The sequence below is a fragment of the Haloferax prahovense DSM 18310 genome (assembly GCF_000336815.1).
GTDB classification, from domain to species: Archaea; Halobacteriota; Halobacteria; order Halobacteriales; family Haloferacaceae; genus Haloferax; species Haloferax prahovense.
In genome coordinates this window covers 173898-188339 of the sequence record NZ_AOLG01000012.1, presented here as the reverse complement: position 1 = coordinate 188339, position 14442 = coordinate 173898, and the positions used below count along the sequence as shown (strand labels likewise).

Below are 14442 nucleotides of genomic sequence, written 5' to 3'. Positions count from 1 at the left end.
CGAGGGGTGGCGTCCGGGTTGGCGACGCTATTCGAGAAAGGAGGCGATGGCCTCGGCGAACGCCTCACGGTCGCCGTCGTCACCGCCGACGCAGACGACGAACGGCGCGCCGGCGGCGGCGTACACCTTCATCTCGCGGCCCTTCTCGGAGTAGCGGGTGCCGGCGACGCGGACGAGGTCGGCGTCGATGAGGTTCCCGAGGTGGTGACGGGCGTTCTGGACGGATGTCTCGACTCGCGCCGAGAGTTCGGTCGCCGTCGCCGGCGAGTCCTGCAGGCACGAAAGGAGGTCGCGGGCGGTGTCACAAGAGAGGCTTCCGAGGAGTTGCTCCGTCTCGTCGTCGTCGAGCCAATGGACGCGCGGGGCGGTCTCGTCGCTGGTATCGACGGTTCCGTCGGACGGGAGCAACCCTGACATACAATCGACATTTCGGTGCGGGAAGTAAACCGTTTCGGGAGGTCAGGCGCTCGACGGTTCGGTCCGGTCGACGCCCGGCAGTCGGTTCACCGCGTAGAGGACGGCGAGCGCGGCGACGAACACCGCGAGCCCCCCGGCGAGTGTTCGGAAGACCGACTCGAATGCGTAGTTCGCCTCGGTCAGGAAGCCGACCGCGCCGCTCCCGTTGGCCTCCAAGAGGAGCGCCGCGCCGCTGAAGACGGCGTAGGCGCTCCCGCGGGCGTCGCTCGGCAGCGACGAGAGCATGAACGTGTCGAGCGCGGGAAACAGGCTGTGGATGACGTAGCCGAGCACCGCGACGACGACGGCGACGGCGACGAAGCCCTGCGCGTACGTCAGGGCGACGAGCGCGCCGATAAAGGCGACGAGCAGGCCGAAAATGTAGGGGACGTGCGGGAGTTTGTCGGCGAGTCGTCCCGACAGCGAGAACGCGGGGACGCCGGCCGCGAAGACGATGGTGAGCATCGTGCTCGCCGTGGCGGGGTCGAACGCCTTCGCCTGCGTCATGTACGACACGAGGAAGTTGAACAGGCCCTGCCAGACGAACCCCGCGGGCGCGATGAGGAGGATGCCAGTGAGGATGAGTTTCCAGTGGCCGAGCGCGGCCGAGAAGTCGCGGTCGGCGCCCGTGCCGGCCCCTGCGCTCCCGTCGCGGGAGACGGCGTAGAGGAGGAGCGTCACGAGCGCGCCGGCGGCGGCCAGGACCCAGAACGTCTCGCGCCACGTGTACGACGCGAGGATGAAGACGACGACGGGCGCGGCGACGACGGCGGCGACCTGGCTGGCCGCGCCGTGGATGCCGACCATGCGGCCGACGCGCTCGGGGAACAGTTCGCCGACGAGCGGGGTCGCGGAGACGAAGTACGCGCCCGAGGCGAGGCCGAGGCCGAACGCGCCGATTTGGAGGGTCAGCACCGACGTCGCGCTCGCGGTGAACGCCGCGGCGACGACGAGCAGCGTGCCCGACCCGAGGACGACCTTCGACCGCGAGACGCGCGTGAGCAGGTAGCCGACGGGGATTCGCGGGATGGCGGTTCCGAGCCAGACGAGGCTCGTCACGACGCCGATGGTCGCCGGACCGACCGAGAACTGCGTCTGGAGCGTCTCGACGAGCGGCGGGAACGCGACGCGGCCGAAGTTGACGAGGAAGACGAGTCCGCAGAGAGTTCCGAAGAGGCGGCGAGTCACTACCCCGGATTCAGTCGCCGCCGTGTCAAGCGTTGCGAATCCGACCCGCGACCACATGTGTTAACGCGGCCCCGGGCCAACGGGGGCGTATGATTACGAGTCGACGCATGGCCGCGGTCGACCTGAACGCCGAGGCGCTCGGCGTGCCGCGGAAACAGCTCATGGAGTCGAGCGGGAACGCCGTCGCGCGGGCCTGCCGCGACCTCGCGGACCCCGGCGCGTCGGTCGCAATCGTCGCCGGACGCGGCAACAACGGCGGCGACGCGCTCGTCGCCGCACGGTTCCTGAAGGCGTACGACGTGACCGTCCACCTGCTCGGCCGCCCGGAGACGATTTCGACCGACATCGCCCGCGAGAACTGGGACGCCCTCGTCGCGGGCGAGGCCGACCGGCGGACCGTTACCGACTCGGTCGCCTTCGACCTCGGCGACCCGGACCTCGTCGTGGACGCGATGCTCGGCACCGGCGTCACCGGTGCGCTCCGCGAACCCGAGGCGACGGCCGCGCGCGCCATCAACGAATCGGCTGCGACCGTCCTCGCGGTCGACGTTCCCTCCGGCCTCGACGCTGACACCGGCGACGCGGCGGGGCTTGCGGTTGACGCGGACCGGGTCGTCACCTTCCACGACGACAAACCCGGCCTCGTGGACCTCGACTGCGAGGTCGTCGTCGCCGACATCGGCATTCCCGAGGCGGCCGAACTGTTCACCGGACCGGGCGACCTGCTCGCGCTCGACCGCGACGCACAGAGCCACAAGGGCGACCACGGCGACGTGCTCGTCGTCGGCGGCGGCCCGTACACCGGCGCGCCCGCGCTCGCCGCGCAGTCGGCCCTCAGAGCCGGCGCGGACCTCGCCCGCGTCGCCTGCCCCGAAGGCGTCGCCCGCGAGGTGCAGGGCTACTCCGAGAACCTCATCGTCCGCGGCTTCTCGGGCGACCGGCTCGCGCCCGAGCACGTCCCCGACCTCCTCGATTTCGCCGCCGACCGCGACGTCGTCGTCTTCGGCCCCGGCCTCGGCGACGCCGACGAGTCGCTCGACGCGGTCCGCGAGTTCCTCGCCGCCTACGACGGGACCGCCGTCGTCGACGCCGACGCCCTGCAGGTCGTCCCCGAGGTGGAGACCGAGGCGACCCTGATTTGCACGCCCCATCAGGGCGAGTTGCGGAAGATGGGTGGCGAGACCGACGCCGACTGGGAGACGCGACGCGACCTCGTCCGCGAGTTCGCCGCCGACCTCGGCCACACGCTCCTCGTGAAAGGCGCGTACGACGTGGTCTCCGACGGCGACGCCGTCCGCGTCAACCGGACCGGGAACCCCGGCATGACCGTCGGTGGAACCGGGGACGTGCTCGCGGGCGCGACCGGCGCGCTCGCGGCCGTCTTGCCCCCGCTCGACGCGGCCGCCGTCGCGGCCTACGCGAACGGCCGCGCGGGCGACTTCGCCGCCGAGGAGTTCGGCGGCGGCCTCGTCGCGACCGACCTACTCGAACGACTGCCCGTCGGCCTCCGAGGTGACGGAGAGTGAGCGACGAGCGCGCCGGGACAGCGTCGAACGACTCGGACGACCGCGACCTGACCCACGTCGACGAGGAGGGCAACGTGCAGATGGTCGACGTGGGCGCGAAACCGGACACCCGCCGCCGCGCGGTCGCCCGCGGGACCATCCACCTCAGCGCCGACACCGTTCGGGCCATCCGCGACGACGAAATCGGGAAAGGCGACGTGTTGGCGACGGCCCGAATCGGCGCGATTCAGGCCGTCAAACACACGTGGGAGACGATTCCGATGTGCCACCAGATACCCATCACGAACGTCGACACCGAGTTCGAGGTGGCCGACGAGTCGGTCACGCTCTCCGTGACGGTCGGCACGACCGGCAAGACGGGCTGTGAGATGGAGGCGTTAGAGGGCGTGACGACCGGCCTCAACGTCGTCTGGGACATGGTGAAAGCCGCGGAGAAAAACGACGACGGCCAGTATCCGGGGACGCGCATCTCGGACGTCGAAGTCGTCACGAAGGAAAAAGAGACGCTCGACTGAGTCGGGTCGGCGGTCCGACTTCCGCCGTCCGCGCCGAGGCGGGCGGCTCCGACGGTTCGACTCAGGCCGAGTCGGCCGGCGCGGAGAGGTCGGCGGCCTTCGCCCGCGCCTTCTCGACGATTGCGGGGCGCGCCTCGAACTCGACGTGGACCTGTTCGCCCTCGTACTCCTCGGCCTCGACGTGGGCGTGGTCGTAGAGCCACGAGACGAGGCTCATCGTGTCGTCGGCCATCGGCAACAGCAGTCGCTCGCGCTTCCACGCGGGCAGTTCGCCCTCGACGCGGTCGGCCAGTTCCTCGACGTTCTCGCCGGTCAGCCCCGAGACGGCGACCGGATTGGGCGCGAGCGCCGACAGCGCCGCGCGCTTTTCCTCGAGTTCCTCGGCCTCGACCTTGTCCACCTTGTTGAACACGGTCACGATGGGCGCTTCGTTGCGCTCGTAGAGCGTGTCGTGGCTGGTGACGAGCTTCTCGCGCATCTCCTCGATGGGCTCGGAGGCGTCCACGACGAGCAACACGAGGTCGGCGCGGTAGACCGAATCGAGCGTGGACTTGAACGACTCCACGAGCCAGTGGGGGAGGTCCGAGACGAACCCGACGGTGTCGGTGAGAAGCACGTCGCGCTTGCCCGTCTCGGCGCGGCGCGTGGTCGTCCCGAGGGTGGTAAACAGCTTGTCTTGGGACTCCGCGGTCGGGTCGAGGTCCGGGTGAAGGTCGTCGTTCTGGCCGACTTCGAGGTCGGCGGCGAGCCGCTGCATCAGCGTCGACTTCCCGGCGTTCGTGTAGCCCGCGAGGGCCACGAGGTCGAAGCCGGACTCGCGGCGCTGTTCGCGCCGGGTCTCCTCTTTGTCCGCGATGGCGTCCAGTTCGTTCTTGATGCGCGAAATCTGGGCCTTGATGTCCTGCTCGCGGCTCTCGTCGTACTCGCCGAGGCCCATGAACCCGGGGCGCTCGTCGCGCTTCGCCAGCGACGCCTTCGCCTCGGCGCGCGGCAGTTCGTAGCGTAGCTCCGCGAGTTCGACCTGTAGCTGCGCCTTGCGGGTGTTGGCCCGCTGGCCGAAGATTTCGAGGATGAGCGTGAAGCGGTCGATGACCTCCGCGTCGTCCGGGAGCTTCTGGGCGATGTTGTACGTCTGGTAGGGGCCCAGTCGGTTGTCGAAGACGACGGCGGCGGCGTCCTCACGCGCGACGAGCGACGCTAACTCGCCGACCTTCCCTTCGCCGAAGTGGAACGCGGCGTCCTCCTCTCGGGTCTGGGTGAGTTCGCCGACCACCTCGTAGCCCGCCGCGCGGGCGAGGTCGGAAATCTCCGTGAGGTCGGCGTCGCCGCGGTCGACACGCTTCGCGACGACGACGCGACTCATCGCCGCACCTCGAGTGTGGGGTACGTAGCCTGCACTGTGTCAGTCGGTACTAGCCGCCGGAGGCACTTAAGCCCCGCTCGGCCGGGGTCACGCGTCGAGATGGCGTCCCGTCACCTCCCGTTCCATGGCCGCGTTTGGACGCCGGGACTCTTGTAGGTTGCCCGGACGCGACCTGATAGTTCGGTGACTGCGACAGTCTCCCCACAAATCACTTATACCAACGGGCGGGATGTTCGCCGTATGGACCCCTTGCAACTGAGCATCGACCCGCAGCAGCTCGGCATCGAGTTCGGGAGCGGGGCCGTCATCGGCGGTATCATCGGCTTCGCGGCCAAGAAAATCGCGAAGCTCATCGCCGTCATCGTCGGCCTCGAACTCGCCGTGTTCAAGTTCCTCGAATCGCGGGGCATCATCACCGTCGACTGGGAGCGCCTCACCGGCGGCCTCGTGAGCGCCACGCAGGACGCCGCGACCGGCGCGCCTCCGGACTGGATTTCGACGGTGCTCTCGACCCTGTCTATCTCCGCCGGCTTCTCCGGCGGTTTCCTCGTCGGCTTCAAGAAGGGGTAGTTCGCGTTCGAGACTCGCCGACGCGCCTCAGAGTTCGTCTTCGTCCTTGACGATGCGCGTCTCGGCCGTGCCGCTCGTGATGTTGTTCACCTTGTCGTAGAAGTCGTTTTGCATCCCCGCGGGGAACGTGATGACGCCGACCCACGAGCCGTCGTTCTGCCACTCCTCGCGTTCGAGGTCGCCGTAGCTCCGAATCTGTGCCTGTCCGCTGCCGGCGTACTCGGCCGGGAGTTGGACGGCGACGGTGACTTCGGCGAACTTGATTGGCAACACGGGTCGGAGCGCGTCGAGCGCGTCGTCGACCTGCGACTCGACCGGCTCCATCGGGTCGATTTTGAACCCGGCCTCTTCGAGCGCGCGCTCGATTCGCTCCGGCGGGTGCGGCGAGTCGTTCATCTGCGGGTTGACCGCGTTGCGGGCGATGCGGTTGATGAGCGACTTGCGCTTCTGTTCTTGCATCTCGCGGCGCTGTTCGGCCGTGATCTGAATCTCCCCTTTCTTGACGACCTCGGGGATTATCTGGAGCGGGTCGGTCGTTCCGAACACCTTCTCGAGGTCGTTCTCGGCGGGGCGGTCGCCGCGGGAGGCGTCCTCGAACACGTCTTCGGCGGCGATGACCTCTTCGAGGTCGCCGTCGAACTCACCGCGCTTTATCGAGAGCGCCGCGTCGGGGTCGATGAGCACCTCGAACCGCGCGCCGTGAGATTCCAGGCGGGCCGTGACTGCCTCGTCGAGTGAAATCATAGGTTCCGATACTCTCTCCGTGGTAAAAAGCCCTCGCCGACCGACTCCCCCGACAGCGTCTCGCGAAATTCGCCGCGACCCGTTCGGAGCAATCGTTATGCTCGCCCGCACCCCACCTCTCGGTATGAGTTCGCAGACGTCGGAGAAGTCCCTCGAAGAACGGCTCGACCTGTTCATGCGGCGGAACTTCCCCCAAATCGAGATGCACGGCGGCGACGCGGGTATCGAGGCAATCGACGAGGAGACCGGCGAGGTGTGGATTTCACTCACCGGCGCGTGTTCCGGATGCGGCATCTCGCCGATGACGATTCAGGCGCTGAAGGCGCGCATGGTCGCCGAGTTCGAGGAGATAGACGCGGTCCACGCCTCGACCGGCGGCTTCTACGACGACGAACCGGGCGCGGGGTTCGAACCCGACGTGTCCGACGCGCCCTTCTGAGCGGCCTCTGACATCGCTTTTCGACCGAACCGCCCCGACGAGCGACGCCGCCCCGAGCCCGCGCCGCGCCGTCGCTCGCCGTGGGAGAAAACTGAGGAACCGAGTCGAGTCGAGTCGAGCGGACGCCGAGTTACGCGGCGGCTTCGATGATGTCGACGAGGTCCTCTTTGCTCTGGACGCCGATGACCTCTTTGACCTGCTCGCCGCCGGCGTAGAACTGCAGGGTCGGGACGCTGCGAATTCCTTTCTCGCGGGCTAGTTCTTGGAGTTCGTCGATGTCGACCTTGGCGACGACGGCGTCGGTCTCCTCGGCGATTTCCTCCACGGTGGGTTCGAGCATCTTACACGGGCCGCACCACTCGGCGTGGTAGTCCACGAGGACGACCGCGTTGTCGGCGATGAGTTCGTCGAGGTGGTCCGAACTCTCGACGTGGACGGGTGCATCGGTTGTCTTCGGAGTGCTCATACCTCCACGTATCGGCGCGACACTCTTACCCATTGCGCCTGTTTGCGTGCCGACGCACGACCGCGAAACTCCGTGTTCGCGGCGAAATCGGCCGGGTTCAGGGAGCGATCCTCAGCAGTCGTAGGTCAGGAGCACGCCGTCGTCGACGCGCTCCACGTCGCGGAGCGATAGCTTGGGAAAGTCGGCGACGAAGCCCTCGCCGTCGGCGAGCGTCGGCGCGTCGCGGCCGCCGATGACCATCGAGCCGACGTAGAGCGTGAGTTCGTCGACGAGGCCGGCCTCGAACAGCGAGAAGATGAGTTCCCCGCCGCCTTCGACCATGAGCCGGTCGACGCCGCGCGATTCGAGCGCGTCGAAGGCGTCGGGGAGCGACACTCGCTCCGCGCCCGCGACGACGAGTTCCGCGCCGGCGGATTCGAGCGCCTCGCGGCGGTCGGCGGGCGCGGCCTCGGAGACGAGCACGTAGGTCGTCGCCGCGTCGTCCAGAATCCGGGCGTCGGTCGGAGTTCGAGCGCGCGAGTCGGCGACGACGCGGGCGGGATGCGGCGGGTCGCCCCGTTCTTCGCGGGCCGCGACGAGGTCGGGGTCGTCGAGCGTGAGGTGCGGGTCGTCGGCGAGGACGGTTCCGACGCCGACGGCGACGGCGTCTGCGGCCGCGCGAATCTCGTCCACGCGGGCGAAGTCGTCGTCGCCGCTTATCATCACCTGCTCGCGGCGGCGAGACGAGAGCTTGCCGTCGAGGCTGGCGGCGGCGTTGACGTGGACGTGCATACTCGCGGGTCGTCGCCGCGGCGAAAACGCCTTTCGGTGGGGTGCCGTCGCAGTATTGCCGGACAGGAATTAAATAGGCCTCTGTGGTACATTGTGGCATCTATGACTGCCAAGGTCCTGATGCTGGGGTGGGGGTTTCCGCCGAACGTCAGCGGCGGGCTCGACACGCACGTCGGCGAAATGTTCGAGCGACTCGAAGACCGGGATGACGTGGACATCGAACTCGTGCTTCCCGCCGAGTACGCGCCGGACCGCGAGGGAATCGTCGGGGTCCCGACGGGCGAAGGGGACATCATCACCCGAATCGGACGGCTGGGGTCGACGTTCGCGGAGCGCGCCGCCGAGGCCGACATCGTCCACACCCACGACTGGTTCGGCTACGGGCCGGGGTCGCGCGCGAAGTCGAACAACGAGGACGTGGAGTGGGTGACCACGTTCCACTCGCTTTCGTCCGACCGCAACATCGACCCGCCGCAGCGGGAAGTCGAGACCGAGCGCCGAATCGCCGAGCGCTGTGACCACCTGCTCGCGGTGAGCGAACTCCTCGCCGACAAGGTCAAACGGGAGTACGGCGGCGACTGCCACGTCATCTACAACGGCTTTTCGGAGTGCGAGACGACGGGGCGCGACCTCAAAGAGGAACTCGGCATCGACGGGAAGATGCTGTTTTTCGTCGGCCGGCACACCGACCAGAAGGGCATCTCGCATCTCGTCTACGCGATGGAGAAACTCGCCCGCGACGACGTGACGCTCGTCATGGGCGGGTCGGGTCACCTCACCGCCCAACTCAAGCGCTTCGCCGAACTGCTCGGCGTCGAAGACCGCATCAAATGGGCCGGCTACGTCCCCGAAGAGGCCCTCGGCGACTACTACGCCTCGGCGGACCTGTTCGTCTCGCCGTCGCTGTCCGAGCCGTTCGGCATCACCATCGTCGAAGCGCTCTCGACCGGCACGCGCGTCGTCGCCACCGAGAGCGGCGCGGCGGAGGTCCTCCCCGAGGACTGCGTCATCGAGGTCGAACCCGACTCGCGCTCTATCGCCGACGGTATCGAGTACGGCCTCTCGCTGGAGGGAGAACCGGAGTACGAACCGTACACGTGGGACCGCGTCGTCGACGAGACGGTGGAGTACTACCACAGCATCCTCGACGGGGACACCGACGTCTCTGCCGGGGCGGAAAACGAAGTCGAAGCCAGCGACGCGGACGCCGACGAGGCGGACGCGAACTGAGCGGGCGACCCCCGTTCAGCGGAGGAGGCGCACGTCGGTCACCGGCTCGGGGTGGCGAATCCGGTAGCCGCCGCGGGTCGGCACCATCCCTTCTCGCGGCATCGTGCCGCGGGCTGACTGATACGGCGAGTCGTCGGTCTGGACCGACTGGTACGGCGAGTCGTACGCCGACTGGTAGGGGCTGTCCGACGACTGGTACGCGCTGTCGGTGGCCGCCTCGGCGTCGAACCCCTCCGGCGGGAGGTAGATTCGCTCGCCGGACGCCGAGCGGACGACGACCGCGCTGTCCTTGTCGCCCTCCATCACGATGGTCGTCCAGCCGTCCTCGATGGTCACAGAGAAGGAGACCTCCTCGTCGGCGGCGTCGGCGTCCGGGGTCTCGTCGTTCGACATACGACTCCAACTGACACGCGAGCACTTAGTGATTCGCCCGCCGGTCGCCGCCCGCACGCCCGGCAACACTTTTTATCCGACGGGGGCGAATCCCGACTCGATGGAACTCGACCAGCACGCCGAGGAGCTTGCCTCCGCCCTCGGTGTCGACAAAGAGGAGGTCAAATCCGACCTGCAGAACCTCCTGCAGTACAGCGTCCCGCTCGACGAGGCGAAACAGAGCGTCCGCCGCAAACACGGCGGCGGAAGCTCCGGCGGCAGCGACGGCGCGCCGTCCACGAAGCGAATCGCCGACATCGACCCCGACGGCGGCAACGTCTCCGTGACGGTCCGCGTGCTCACCGTGGGCACCCGCTCTATCGTCTATCAGGGCGACGAACAGACCATCCGCGAGGGAGAACTCGCCGACGAGTCCGGCGTCATCTCCTACACCGCGTGGCAGGACTTCGGCTTCGAACCGGGCGACTCCGTCGTCATCGGTAACGCCGGCGTCCGCGAGTGGGACGGCAAGCCCGAACTGAACATCGGCGCGTCCTCGACGGTCGGCGTGGAGTCCGAGACGGTCGAGACGCCCTACGACGACCGCATCGGCGGCGAGGCCGACCTCATCGACCTGCAGGCCGGCGACCGCGGCCGAACCGTCGAGGTCCGCGTCCTCGAAGTCGACTCGCGCACCATCGACGGCCGAAACGGTGAGACGACAATCCTCTCGGGCGTCGTCGCCGACGAGACCGGCCGGCTCCCCTTCACCGACTGGGCACCGCGCCCCGACGTGAAAGAGGGCGCGAGCGTCCGTCTCTCGGACGTGTACGTCCGGGAGTTCCGCGGCGTGCCGCAGGTGAACCTCTCGGAGTTCACGACGCTCGAGGTCCTCGACGACCCCGTCGCCGTGACCGACTCCGCGCCCCGCCTGAAAATCGGCGAGGCCGTCGACGCCGGCGGGATGTTCGACGTGGAAGTGCTCGGCAACGTCCTCGAAGTGCGCGACGGCTCCGGGCTCATCGAGCGCTGTCCCAAATGCAGTCGCGTCGTCCAGAACGGTCAGTGCCGACAGCACGGCGAGGTCGACGGCGAGGACGACATGCGCGTGAAGGCGATTCTCGACGACGGCACCGGCACGGTGACCGCCATCCTCGACCGCGACCTCACAGAGGAAATCTACGGCGGGACCATGGCCGACGCGATGGAGGCCGCCCGCGAGGCGATGGACAAGGAGGTCGTCGCCGACGACATCGCCGACACGCTCGTCGGCCGCGAGTACCGCGTCCGCGGGAACCTCTCCGTGGACGAGTACGGCGCGAACCTCGAAGCCGACGAGTTCGAGGAGACGGACGACGACCCGGCCGAACGCGCGGCCGCCCTCCTCACGGAGGTGCGCGCATGAGCGCCTCGCCGGTCGTCGGCACGCGGGAAATCGCCTACCGCGTCTTCGCCGCCGAGTTCGACGACGCGTCGCTTTCGTACTCCGAGAGCGACGAGGAGCGCGCGCCGAACTACGTGGTCACGCCCACCGGCGCACGGCTGAACCGGACGTTCGTCGCGGGCGTGCTCACCGAGGTCGAACACGTCAACGACGAGGTGCTCCGCGGGCGCATCGCGGACCCGACGGGCGCGTTCGTCACCTACGCCGGGCAGTACCAGCCAGAGCCGATGGCCTCCCTCGACGCGGCGACGCCCCCGGCGTTCGTCTCGCTCGCGGGCAAGGCCCGGACGTACGAACCGGACGACGCCGACGTGGTTTACTCCTCGGTCCGCCCCGAGAGCGTCAACACCGTCGACGCCGACGTGCGCGACCGCTGGATCGTCTCGGCCGCCGAGGCGACGCTCCGCCGCATCGCGGTGTTCGACGAGGCGCTGTCGATGTCCTACCGCGGCGACGACCTGACTCGCGCGCTCGAAGCGCGCGGCGTGGACTCGACGCTCGCGGCGGGCGTCCCCCGCGCCATCGACCACTACGGGACGACCCGGACCTACCTCGAGGCCCTGCGCGAAGTCGCCGTGCAGGCGCTCGAACTCGTCGCGGGCGACCGCGACCAAGTCGACCCCCTCGACGTCGCCCCCGGCGACGGCGGGGACGCGGTCCTCGGCCCGCTCCCCGAACTCGACCTCGAACCGGCCGCGAGCGTCGATATCGAGGTCGGCGAGGCGGACGCGGACGACGGCGACGACCTCGACAACTCGGAGCCCGACGCGGGCGAGTTCGACGCCGAACCGGACGCCGAGACGGTCGCTGACGCCGACACGGAACCGGAACCGGAACTCGACGCCGGAGGCGAGCCCGAACCCGCCGCGGAAGCCGAGCCTGAACCGGAACCCGAGTCGGAGCCAGCATCCGACTCGGAACCCGTCGCCGCCGAAGCGACCACCGCGACCGAAAGCCAGCCGGCGTCCGAGTCAGAACCGGAGACCGCGCCGTCCACGACAGCTGACGCAGAGCCGAAACCCGCGGCGGACCCCGAACCTGACGCAGAGCCGGAACCTGCTGCGGAACCTGATCTCACGTCCGAACCCGACCTCGCGTCCGACTCGCTCGACGCCGACTCGGAGCCCGACTTCGACGCCGGCTCGGACGACGGCGCGCTCGGCGACTTCGAGGACGACGCCACCGACGCGGATACGGCCGAATCGGACACCTTCGGCGGCTCCGACGACGGCACGCTCGGCGACTTCGAGGACGGTTTCGACGACCCCGAACCCGAGGCGGACGCGTCGGCCGCCGCGGCCGACGAGTCGTCAACCGACGCGGCGACCGACTCCGCGACCACCGACGCCGACGACTCGGTCGACCCCGACGGGATGTACGAACTCGACGAGGACGAGCGGGCCGAAATCGAGTCCGAGTTCGGTACGGAGTTCACCTCCGGCGCGGACGTCGACCCCGCCGGCGAGGCGGACATCGACGTGCCCGACGCGGACGACCTCACCGAACAACTCGAAGACGAACCCGCCGACGCCGAACCGGTAGCAGAGCCGGAATCGGACCCCGCGGCCGACGCCGCCTCGGAACCCGAACCGGCGGTCGACCCCGAACCGGAATCCGAACCAGAGCCGACGCTCGACGCCGGGTCGGACGACGCCGAGACCGAGGCCGACGCCGACGAAGCCGCCGAGGACATCGACCTCGAATCGGTCGTCGTGGACGCCATGGACGACCTCGACGACGGCGACGGCGCGTCCCACGACGAGGTCGTCGCGGCCGTCGTCGACGAGTACGGCGCGGACCCCGGCGCGGTCGAAGACGCCATCCAAGAGGCGCTCCTCGGCGGCCGGTGTTACGAGCCGCAGGACGGCGTGCTGAAGGCCATCTGAGGCCGTGTCGGGACCGCTCGTCGAACCGATACCCGGCCACCCAGCCGCGGTGGCGCGGACGAGCAGACGCGGGTTCCCCGAGCGCTCGCTCGTCGTCGCCGACTACCACGCCGGCATCGAGGCCGGCCTGCGGTACGAACGCGGGGTGGAACTCCCGTCGAAGGCCGCGGTCCGCCGCGAGCGCCTGCTGTCGCTTCTCGATCGGACGGACGCCGACCGACTGGTCGTCCTCGGCGACCTCGGTCACCGCATCGGCGACCCGGAGGGAGACGAGGCCGAGGAACTGCGCGACCTCGCGGACGCCGTGGCCGACCGCGCCGAACTGACGGTCGTCCCCGGCAACCACGACGGCGGCCTCGCGGCATTTTTCGGCGACGACGTGGAGGTGACAGACCCCGCGGGCGTCCGCCTCGGCGACGTGGGATTCTGCCACGGCCACACGTGGCCCTCGCGGGAGGTGCTCGCCGCCGACGTGGTCTGTTCGGCTCACGAGCACCCGGCGGTCAGGCTGGAGGACGAGGTCGGCGGCGCGCGGAAAGAGCGCGTCTGGCTCCGCGGCGCTCTCGCTCCCGAAGTGTTCGCGGAGCACTACGAGGTCGACCCCGCGGAGGTGACGCGAGCCGACGCCGAACTCGTGGTGTTCCCGGCGTTCAACGACACCTCGGGCGGGACGTGGGTCAACGTCCCCGGTCAGGGATTTCTCTCGCCGTTCCTGCCCGACGGCCTCGCGGACGGGGAGGCCTACCTGCTCGACGGCACGCGATTGGGCGACTACCGGAACGTCTGAGGGGCCGAAGTCGTCGCGGTCGTCAAACGCGACTTCCCGTTTTTCCGACCCGCTACGCGAAGACGAACGTGAGAGTGCCGATGACGAACACGGAGGTGGCCGCCACGTTGGCGAGTCGTTGCCAACCGGTCCACTCGCGGAAGAACTCCGGGACGCCCTTTTCTCGTTCTCGAACGGCGTAGCCGACGAACCAGAGGGTCGAAAGCGCCAGCACCGCCGCGAAGACCAGTTGCCACGTCGCGAGGTCACCTCGCTGGTTGCCGAGAACGATGAACAGGTTCCCGCCGGTGAAGCCGGCCTGCGACAGCCAAAAGGAGCGCTCGGGAGTCACATCACCACCGAGTACAGTTGGAGGGCGACGCCGAACGTGTAGAGCGCCGCGCCGACGATGACGAGGTAGACGAGCGGGCTCCAGTCCGACGGGACCCGAGCGCGGTCGGGGTCGCGGAGGGCGACGACCGACGCGTAGCCGACCACGACGACGCCCGCGGCCGCTGCGGCGGTGTTGATACCCACGTCTCCCGCGGAAACGTCGAGCGCGATATCGACGGCGGCACAGAGACCGAAGACGAGGAACGCGGACCAGTAGACTCGTTTCGGGGACACGCCCGAAATTGATTCACTGACGACATGAATCTCCCGGTCGGGACCGCCCCGAGCGGTGCGCTTAATCGCCTCGAACCGT

At 68.9% G+C, this 14442-nt stretch carries 17 protein-coding genes; 8 read left to right on the top strand and 9 right to left on the bottom strand.

Annotation, left to right across the window (positions count from 1 at the left end; translation table 11 throughout):
- Nucleotides 1-27 precede the first annotated feature (27 nt).
- Complete coding sequence (locus C457_RS06905) at nt 28-417, bottom strand: ArsR/SmtB family transcription factor (RefSeq protein ID WP_049913422.1); 390 nt, start codon at nt 415-417, stop codon at nt 28-30.
- Nucleotides 418-459: 42 nt separating this feature from the next.
- Nucleotides 460-1644, bottom strand: a complete 1185-nt coding sequence (locus C457_RS06900; protein ID WP_008093138.1) for an MFS transporter — start codon at nt 1642-1644, stop codon at nt 460-462.
- Nucleotides 1645-1733: 89 nt separating this feature from the next.
- On the opposite strand from C457_RS06900, the gene C457_RS06895 reads away from it, so the two are divergent.
- Nucleotides 1734-3170: an NAD(P)H-hydrate dehydratase gene (locus C457_RS06895; RefSeq protein WP_275039351.1), complete on the top strand. Its 1437-nt coding sequence runs from the start codon at nt 1734-1736 to the stop codon at nt 3168-3170.
- Entirely contained in the window at nt 3167-3685 is a 519-nt protein-coding gene (gene moaC, locus C457_RS06890) for a cyclic pyranopterin monophosphate synthase MoaC (protein ID WP_008093135.1), read from the top strand. Before C457_RS06895 ends, moaC begins: the two co-directional genes overlap by 4 nt.
- Before the next feature lie 61 nt (nt 3686-3746).
- On the opposite strand, the gene hflX is transcribed toward moaC, so the two are convergent.
- Nucleotides 3747-5048, bottom strand: coding sequence for a GTPase HflX (hflX, locus tag C457_RS06885; RefSeq protein ID WP_008093134.1), 1302 nt, complete (start codon nt 5046-5048; stop codon nt 3747-3749).
- Between the two features lie 240 nt (nt 5049-5288).
- Between hflX and C457_RS06880 the strand changes: the two genes are divergently transcribed.
- Nucleotides 5289-5618: an FUN14 domain-containing protein gene (locus tag C457_RS06880; protein ID WP_004043593.1), complete on the top strand. Its 330-nt coding sequence runs from the start codon at nt 5289-5291 to the stop codon at nt 5616-5618.
- Nucleotides 5619-5645: 27 nt separating this feature from the next.
- Here the strand turns inward: C457_RS06880 and C457_RS06875 are convergent, their stop codons facing one another.
- Nucleotides 5646-6362, bottom strand: coding sequence for a ribosome assembly factor SBDS (locus C457_RS06875; RefSeq protein WP_004043594.1), 717 nt, complete (start codon nt 6360-6362; stop codon nt 5646-5648).
- 124 nt (nt 6363-6486) lie between these two features.
- Here C457_RS06875 and C457_RS06870 point away from each other — a divergent pair, with 124 nt between their 5' ends.
- Nucleotides 6487-6801: a NifU family protein gene (locus C457_RS06870; protein WP_004043595.1), complete on the top strand. Its 315-nt coding sequence runs from the start codon at nt 6487-6489 to the stop codon at nt 6799-6801.
- A 130-nt stretch (nt 6802-6931) separates the two neighbouring features.
- Here C457_RS06870 and trxA read toward each other — a convergent pair whose 3' ends face one another.
- Both trxA and C457_RS06860 read right to left on the bottom strand, forming a co-directional pair.
- Nucleotides 6932-7267, bottom strand: coding sequence for a thioredoxin (trxA, locus tag C457_RS06865; RefSeq protein ID WP_008093133.1), 336 nt, complete (start codon nt 7265-7267; stop codon nt 6932-6934).
- Between the two features lie 111 nt (nt 7268-7378).
- The gene (locus tag C457_RS06860; protein WP_008093132.1) at nt 7379-8038 is read right to left on the bottom strand and encodes a 2,5-diamino-6-(ribosylamino)-4(3H)-pyrimidinone 5'-phosphate reductase; all 660 of its coding nucleotides are present in this window, start codon (nt 8036-8038) and stop codon (nt 7379-7381) included.
- Between the two features lie 120 nt (nt 8039-8158).
- On the opposite strand from C457_RS06860, the gene C457_RS06855 reads away from it, so the two are divergent.
- Nucleotides 8159-9268 (top strand): glycosyltransferase family 4 protein, encoded by a 1110-nt coding sequence (locus tag C457_RS06855; RefSeq protein WP_008093131.1) that lies wholly within the window; start codon nt 8159-8161, stop codon nt 9266-9268.
- Between the two features lie 15 nt (nt 9269-9283).
- On the opposite strand, the gene C457_RS06850 is transcribed toward C457_RS06855, so the two are convergent.
- Entirely contained in the window at nt 9284-9661 is a 378-nt protein-coding gene (locus C457_RS06850) for a DUF7510 family protein (protein ID WP_008093129.1), read from the bottom strand.
- A gap of 100 nt (nt 9662-9761) precedes the next feature.
- Between C457_RS06850 and C457_RS06845 the strand changes: the two genes are divergently transcribed.
- Genes C457_RS06845 through C457_RS06835 form a run of 3 tightly spaced genes read left to right on the top strand, consistent with a single transcriptional unit; the run spans nt 9762 to nt 13757 of the window.
- Nucleotides 9762-11045 carry a Single-stranded DNA binding protein gene (locus tag C457_RS06845; RefSeq protein ID WP_008093128.1) on the top strand — a complete coding sequence of 428 codons (1284 nt, stop codon included), beginning with the start codon at nt 9762-9764 and terminating at the stop codon, nt 11043-11045.
- Nucleotides 11042-12970 carry a hypothetical protein gene (locus C457_RS06840; protein WP_008093126.1) on the top strand — a complete coding sequence of 643 codons (1929 nt, stop codon included), beginning with the start codon at nt 11042-11044 and terminating at the stop codon, nt 12968-12970. The genes C457_RS06845 and C457_RS06840 overlap by 4 nt, the downstream gene beginning before the upstream one ends.
- A gap of 4 nt (nt 12971-12974) precedes the next feature.
- Nucleotides 12975-13757 (top strand): metallophosphoesterase, encoded by a 783-nt coding sequence (locus C457_RS06835; protein WP_049913421.1) that lies wholly within the window; start codon nt 12975-12977, stop codon nt 13755-13757.
- 52 nt (nt 13758-13809) lie between these two features.
- Here the strand turns inward: C457_RS06835 and C457_RS06830 are convergent, their stop codons facing one another.
- Together C457_RS06830 and C457_RS06825 are read right to left on the bottom strand one after the other, a co-directional pair.
- On the bottom strand, nt 13810-14088 hold the full coding sequence (locus C457_RS06830; RefSeq protein WP_008093122.1) for a hypothetical protein: 279 nt from the start codon (nt 14086-14088) through the stop codon (nt 13810-13812).
- On the bottom strand, nt 14085-14363 hold the full coding sequence (locus C457_RS06825) for a hypothetical protein (RefSeq protein ID WP_008093120.1): 279 nt from the start codon (nt 14361-14363) through the stop codon (nt 14085-14087). The genes C457_RS06830 and C457_RS06825 overlap by 4 nt, the downstream gene beginning before the upstream one ends.
- Nucleotides 14364-14442: the final 79 nt, after the last annotated feature.

Coding starts and splice junctions, on each gene's coding strand:
- C457_RS06905 (WP_049913422.1), bottom strand. CDS start 417: ATGTCAGGGTTGCTCCCGTCCGACGGAACCGTCGATACCAGCGACGAG.
- C457_RS06895 (WP_275039351.1), top strand. CDS start 1,734: ATGATTACGAGTCGACGCATGGCCGCGGTCGACCTGAACGCCGAGGCG.
- hflX (WP_008093134.1), bottom strand. CDS start 5,048: ATGAGTCGCGTCGTCGTCGCGAAGCGTGTCGACCGCGGCGACGCCGAC.
- C457_RS06880 (WP_004043593.1), top strand. CDS start 5,289: ATGGACCCCTTGCAACTGAGCATCGACCCGCAGCAGCTCGGCATCGAG.
- C457_RS06875 (WP_004043594.1), bottom strand. CDS start 6,362: ATGATTTCACTCGACGAGGCAGTCACGGCCCGCCTGGAATCTCACGGC.
- C457_RS06870 (WP_004043595.1), top strand. CDS start 6,487: ATGAGTTCGCAGACGTCGGAGAAGTCCCTCGAAGAACGGCTCGACCTG.
- trxA (WP_008093133.1), bottom strand. CDS start 7,267: ATGAGCACTCCGAAGACAACCGATGCACCCGTCCACGTCGAGAGTTCG.
- C457_RS06860 (WP_008093132.1), bottom strand. CDS start 8,038: ATGCACGTCCACGTCAACGCCGCCGCCAGCCTCGACGGCAAGCTCTCG.
- C457_RS06855 (WP_008093131.1), top strand. CDS start 8,159: ATGCTGGGGTGGGGGTTTCCGCCGAACGTCAGCGGCGGGCTCGACACG.
- C457_RS06850 (WP_008093129.1), bottom strand. CDS start 9,661: ATGTCGAACGACGAGACCCCGGACGCCGACGCCGCCGACGAGGAGGTC.
- C457_RS06845 (WP_008093128.1), top strand. CDS start 9,762: ATGGAACTCGACCAGCACGCCGAGGAGCTTGCCTCCGCCCTCGGTGTC.
- C457_RS06840 (WP_008093126.1), top strand. CDS start 11,042: ATGAGCGCCTCGCCGGTCGTCGGCACGCGGGAAATCGCCTACCGCGTC.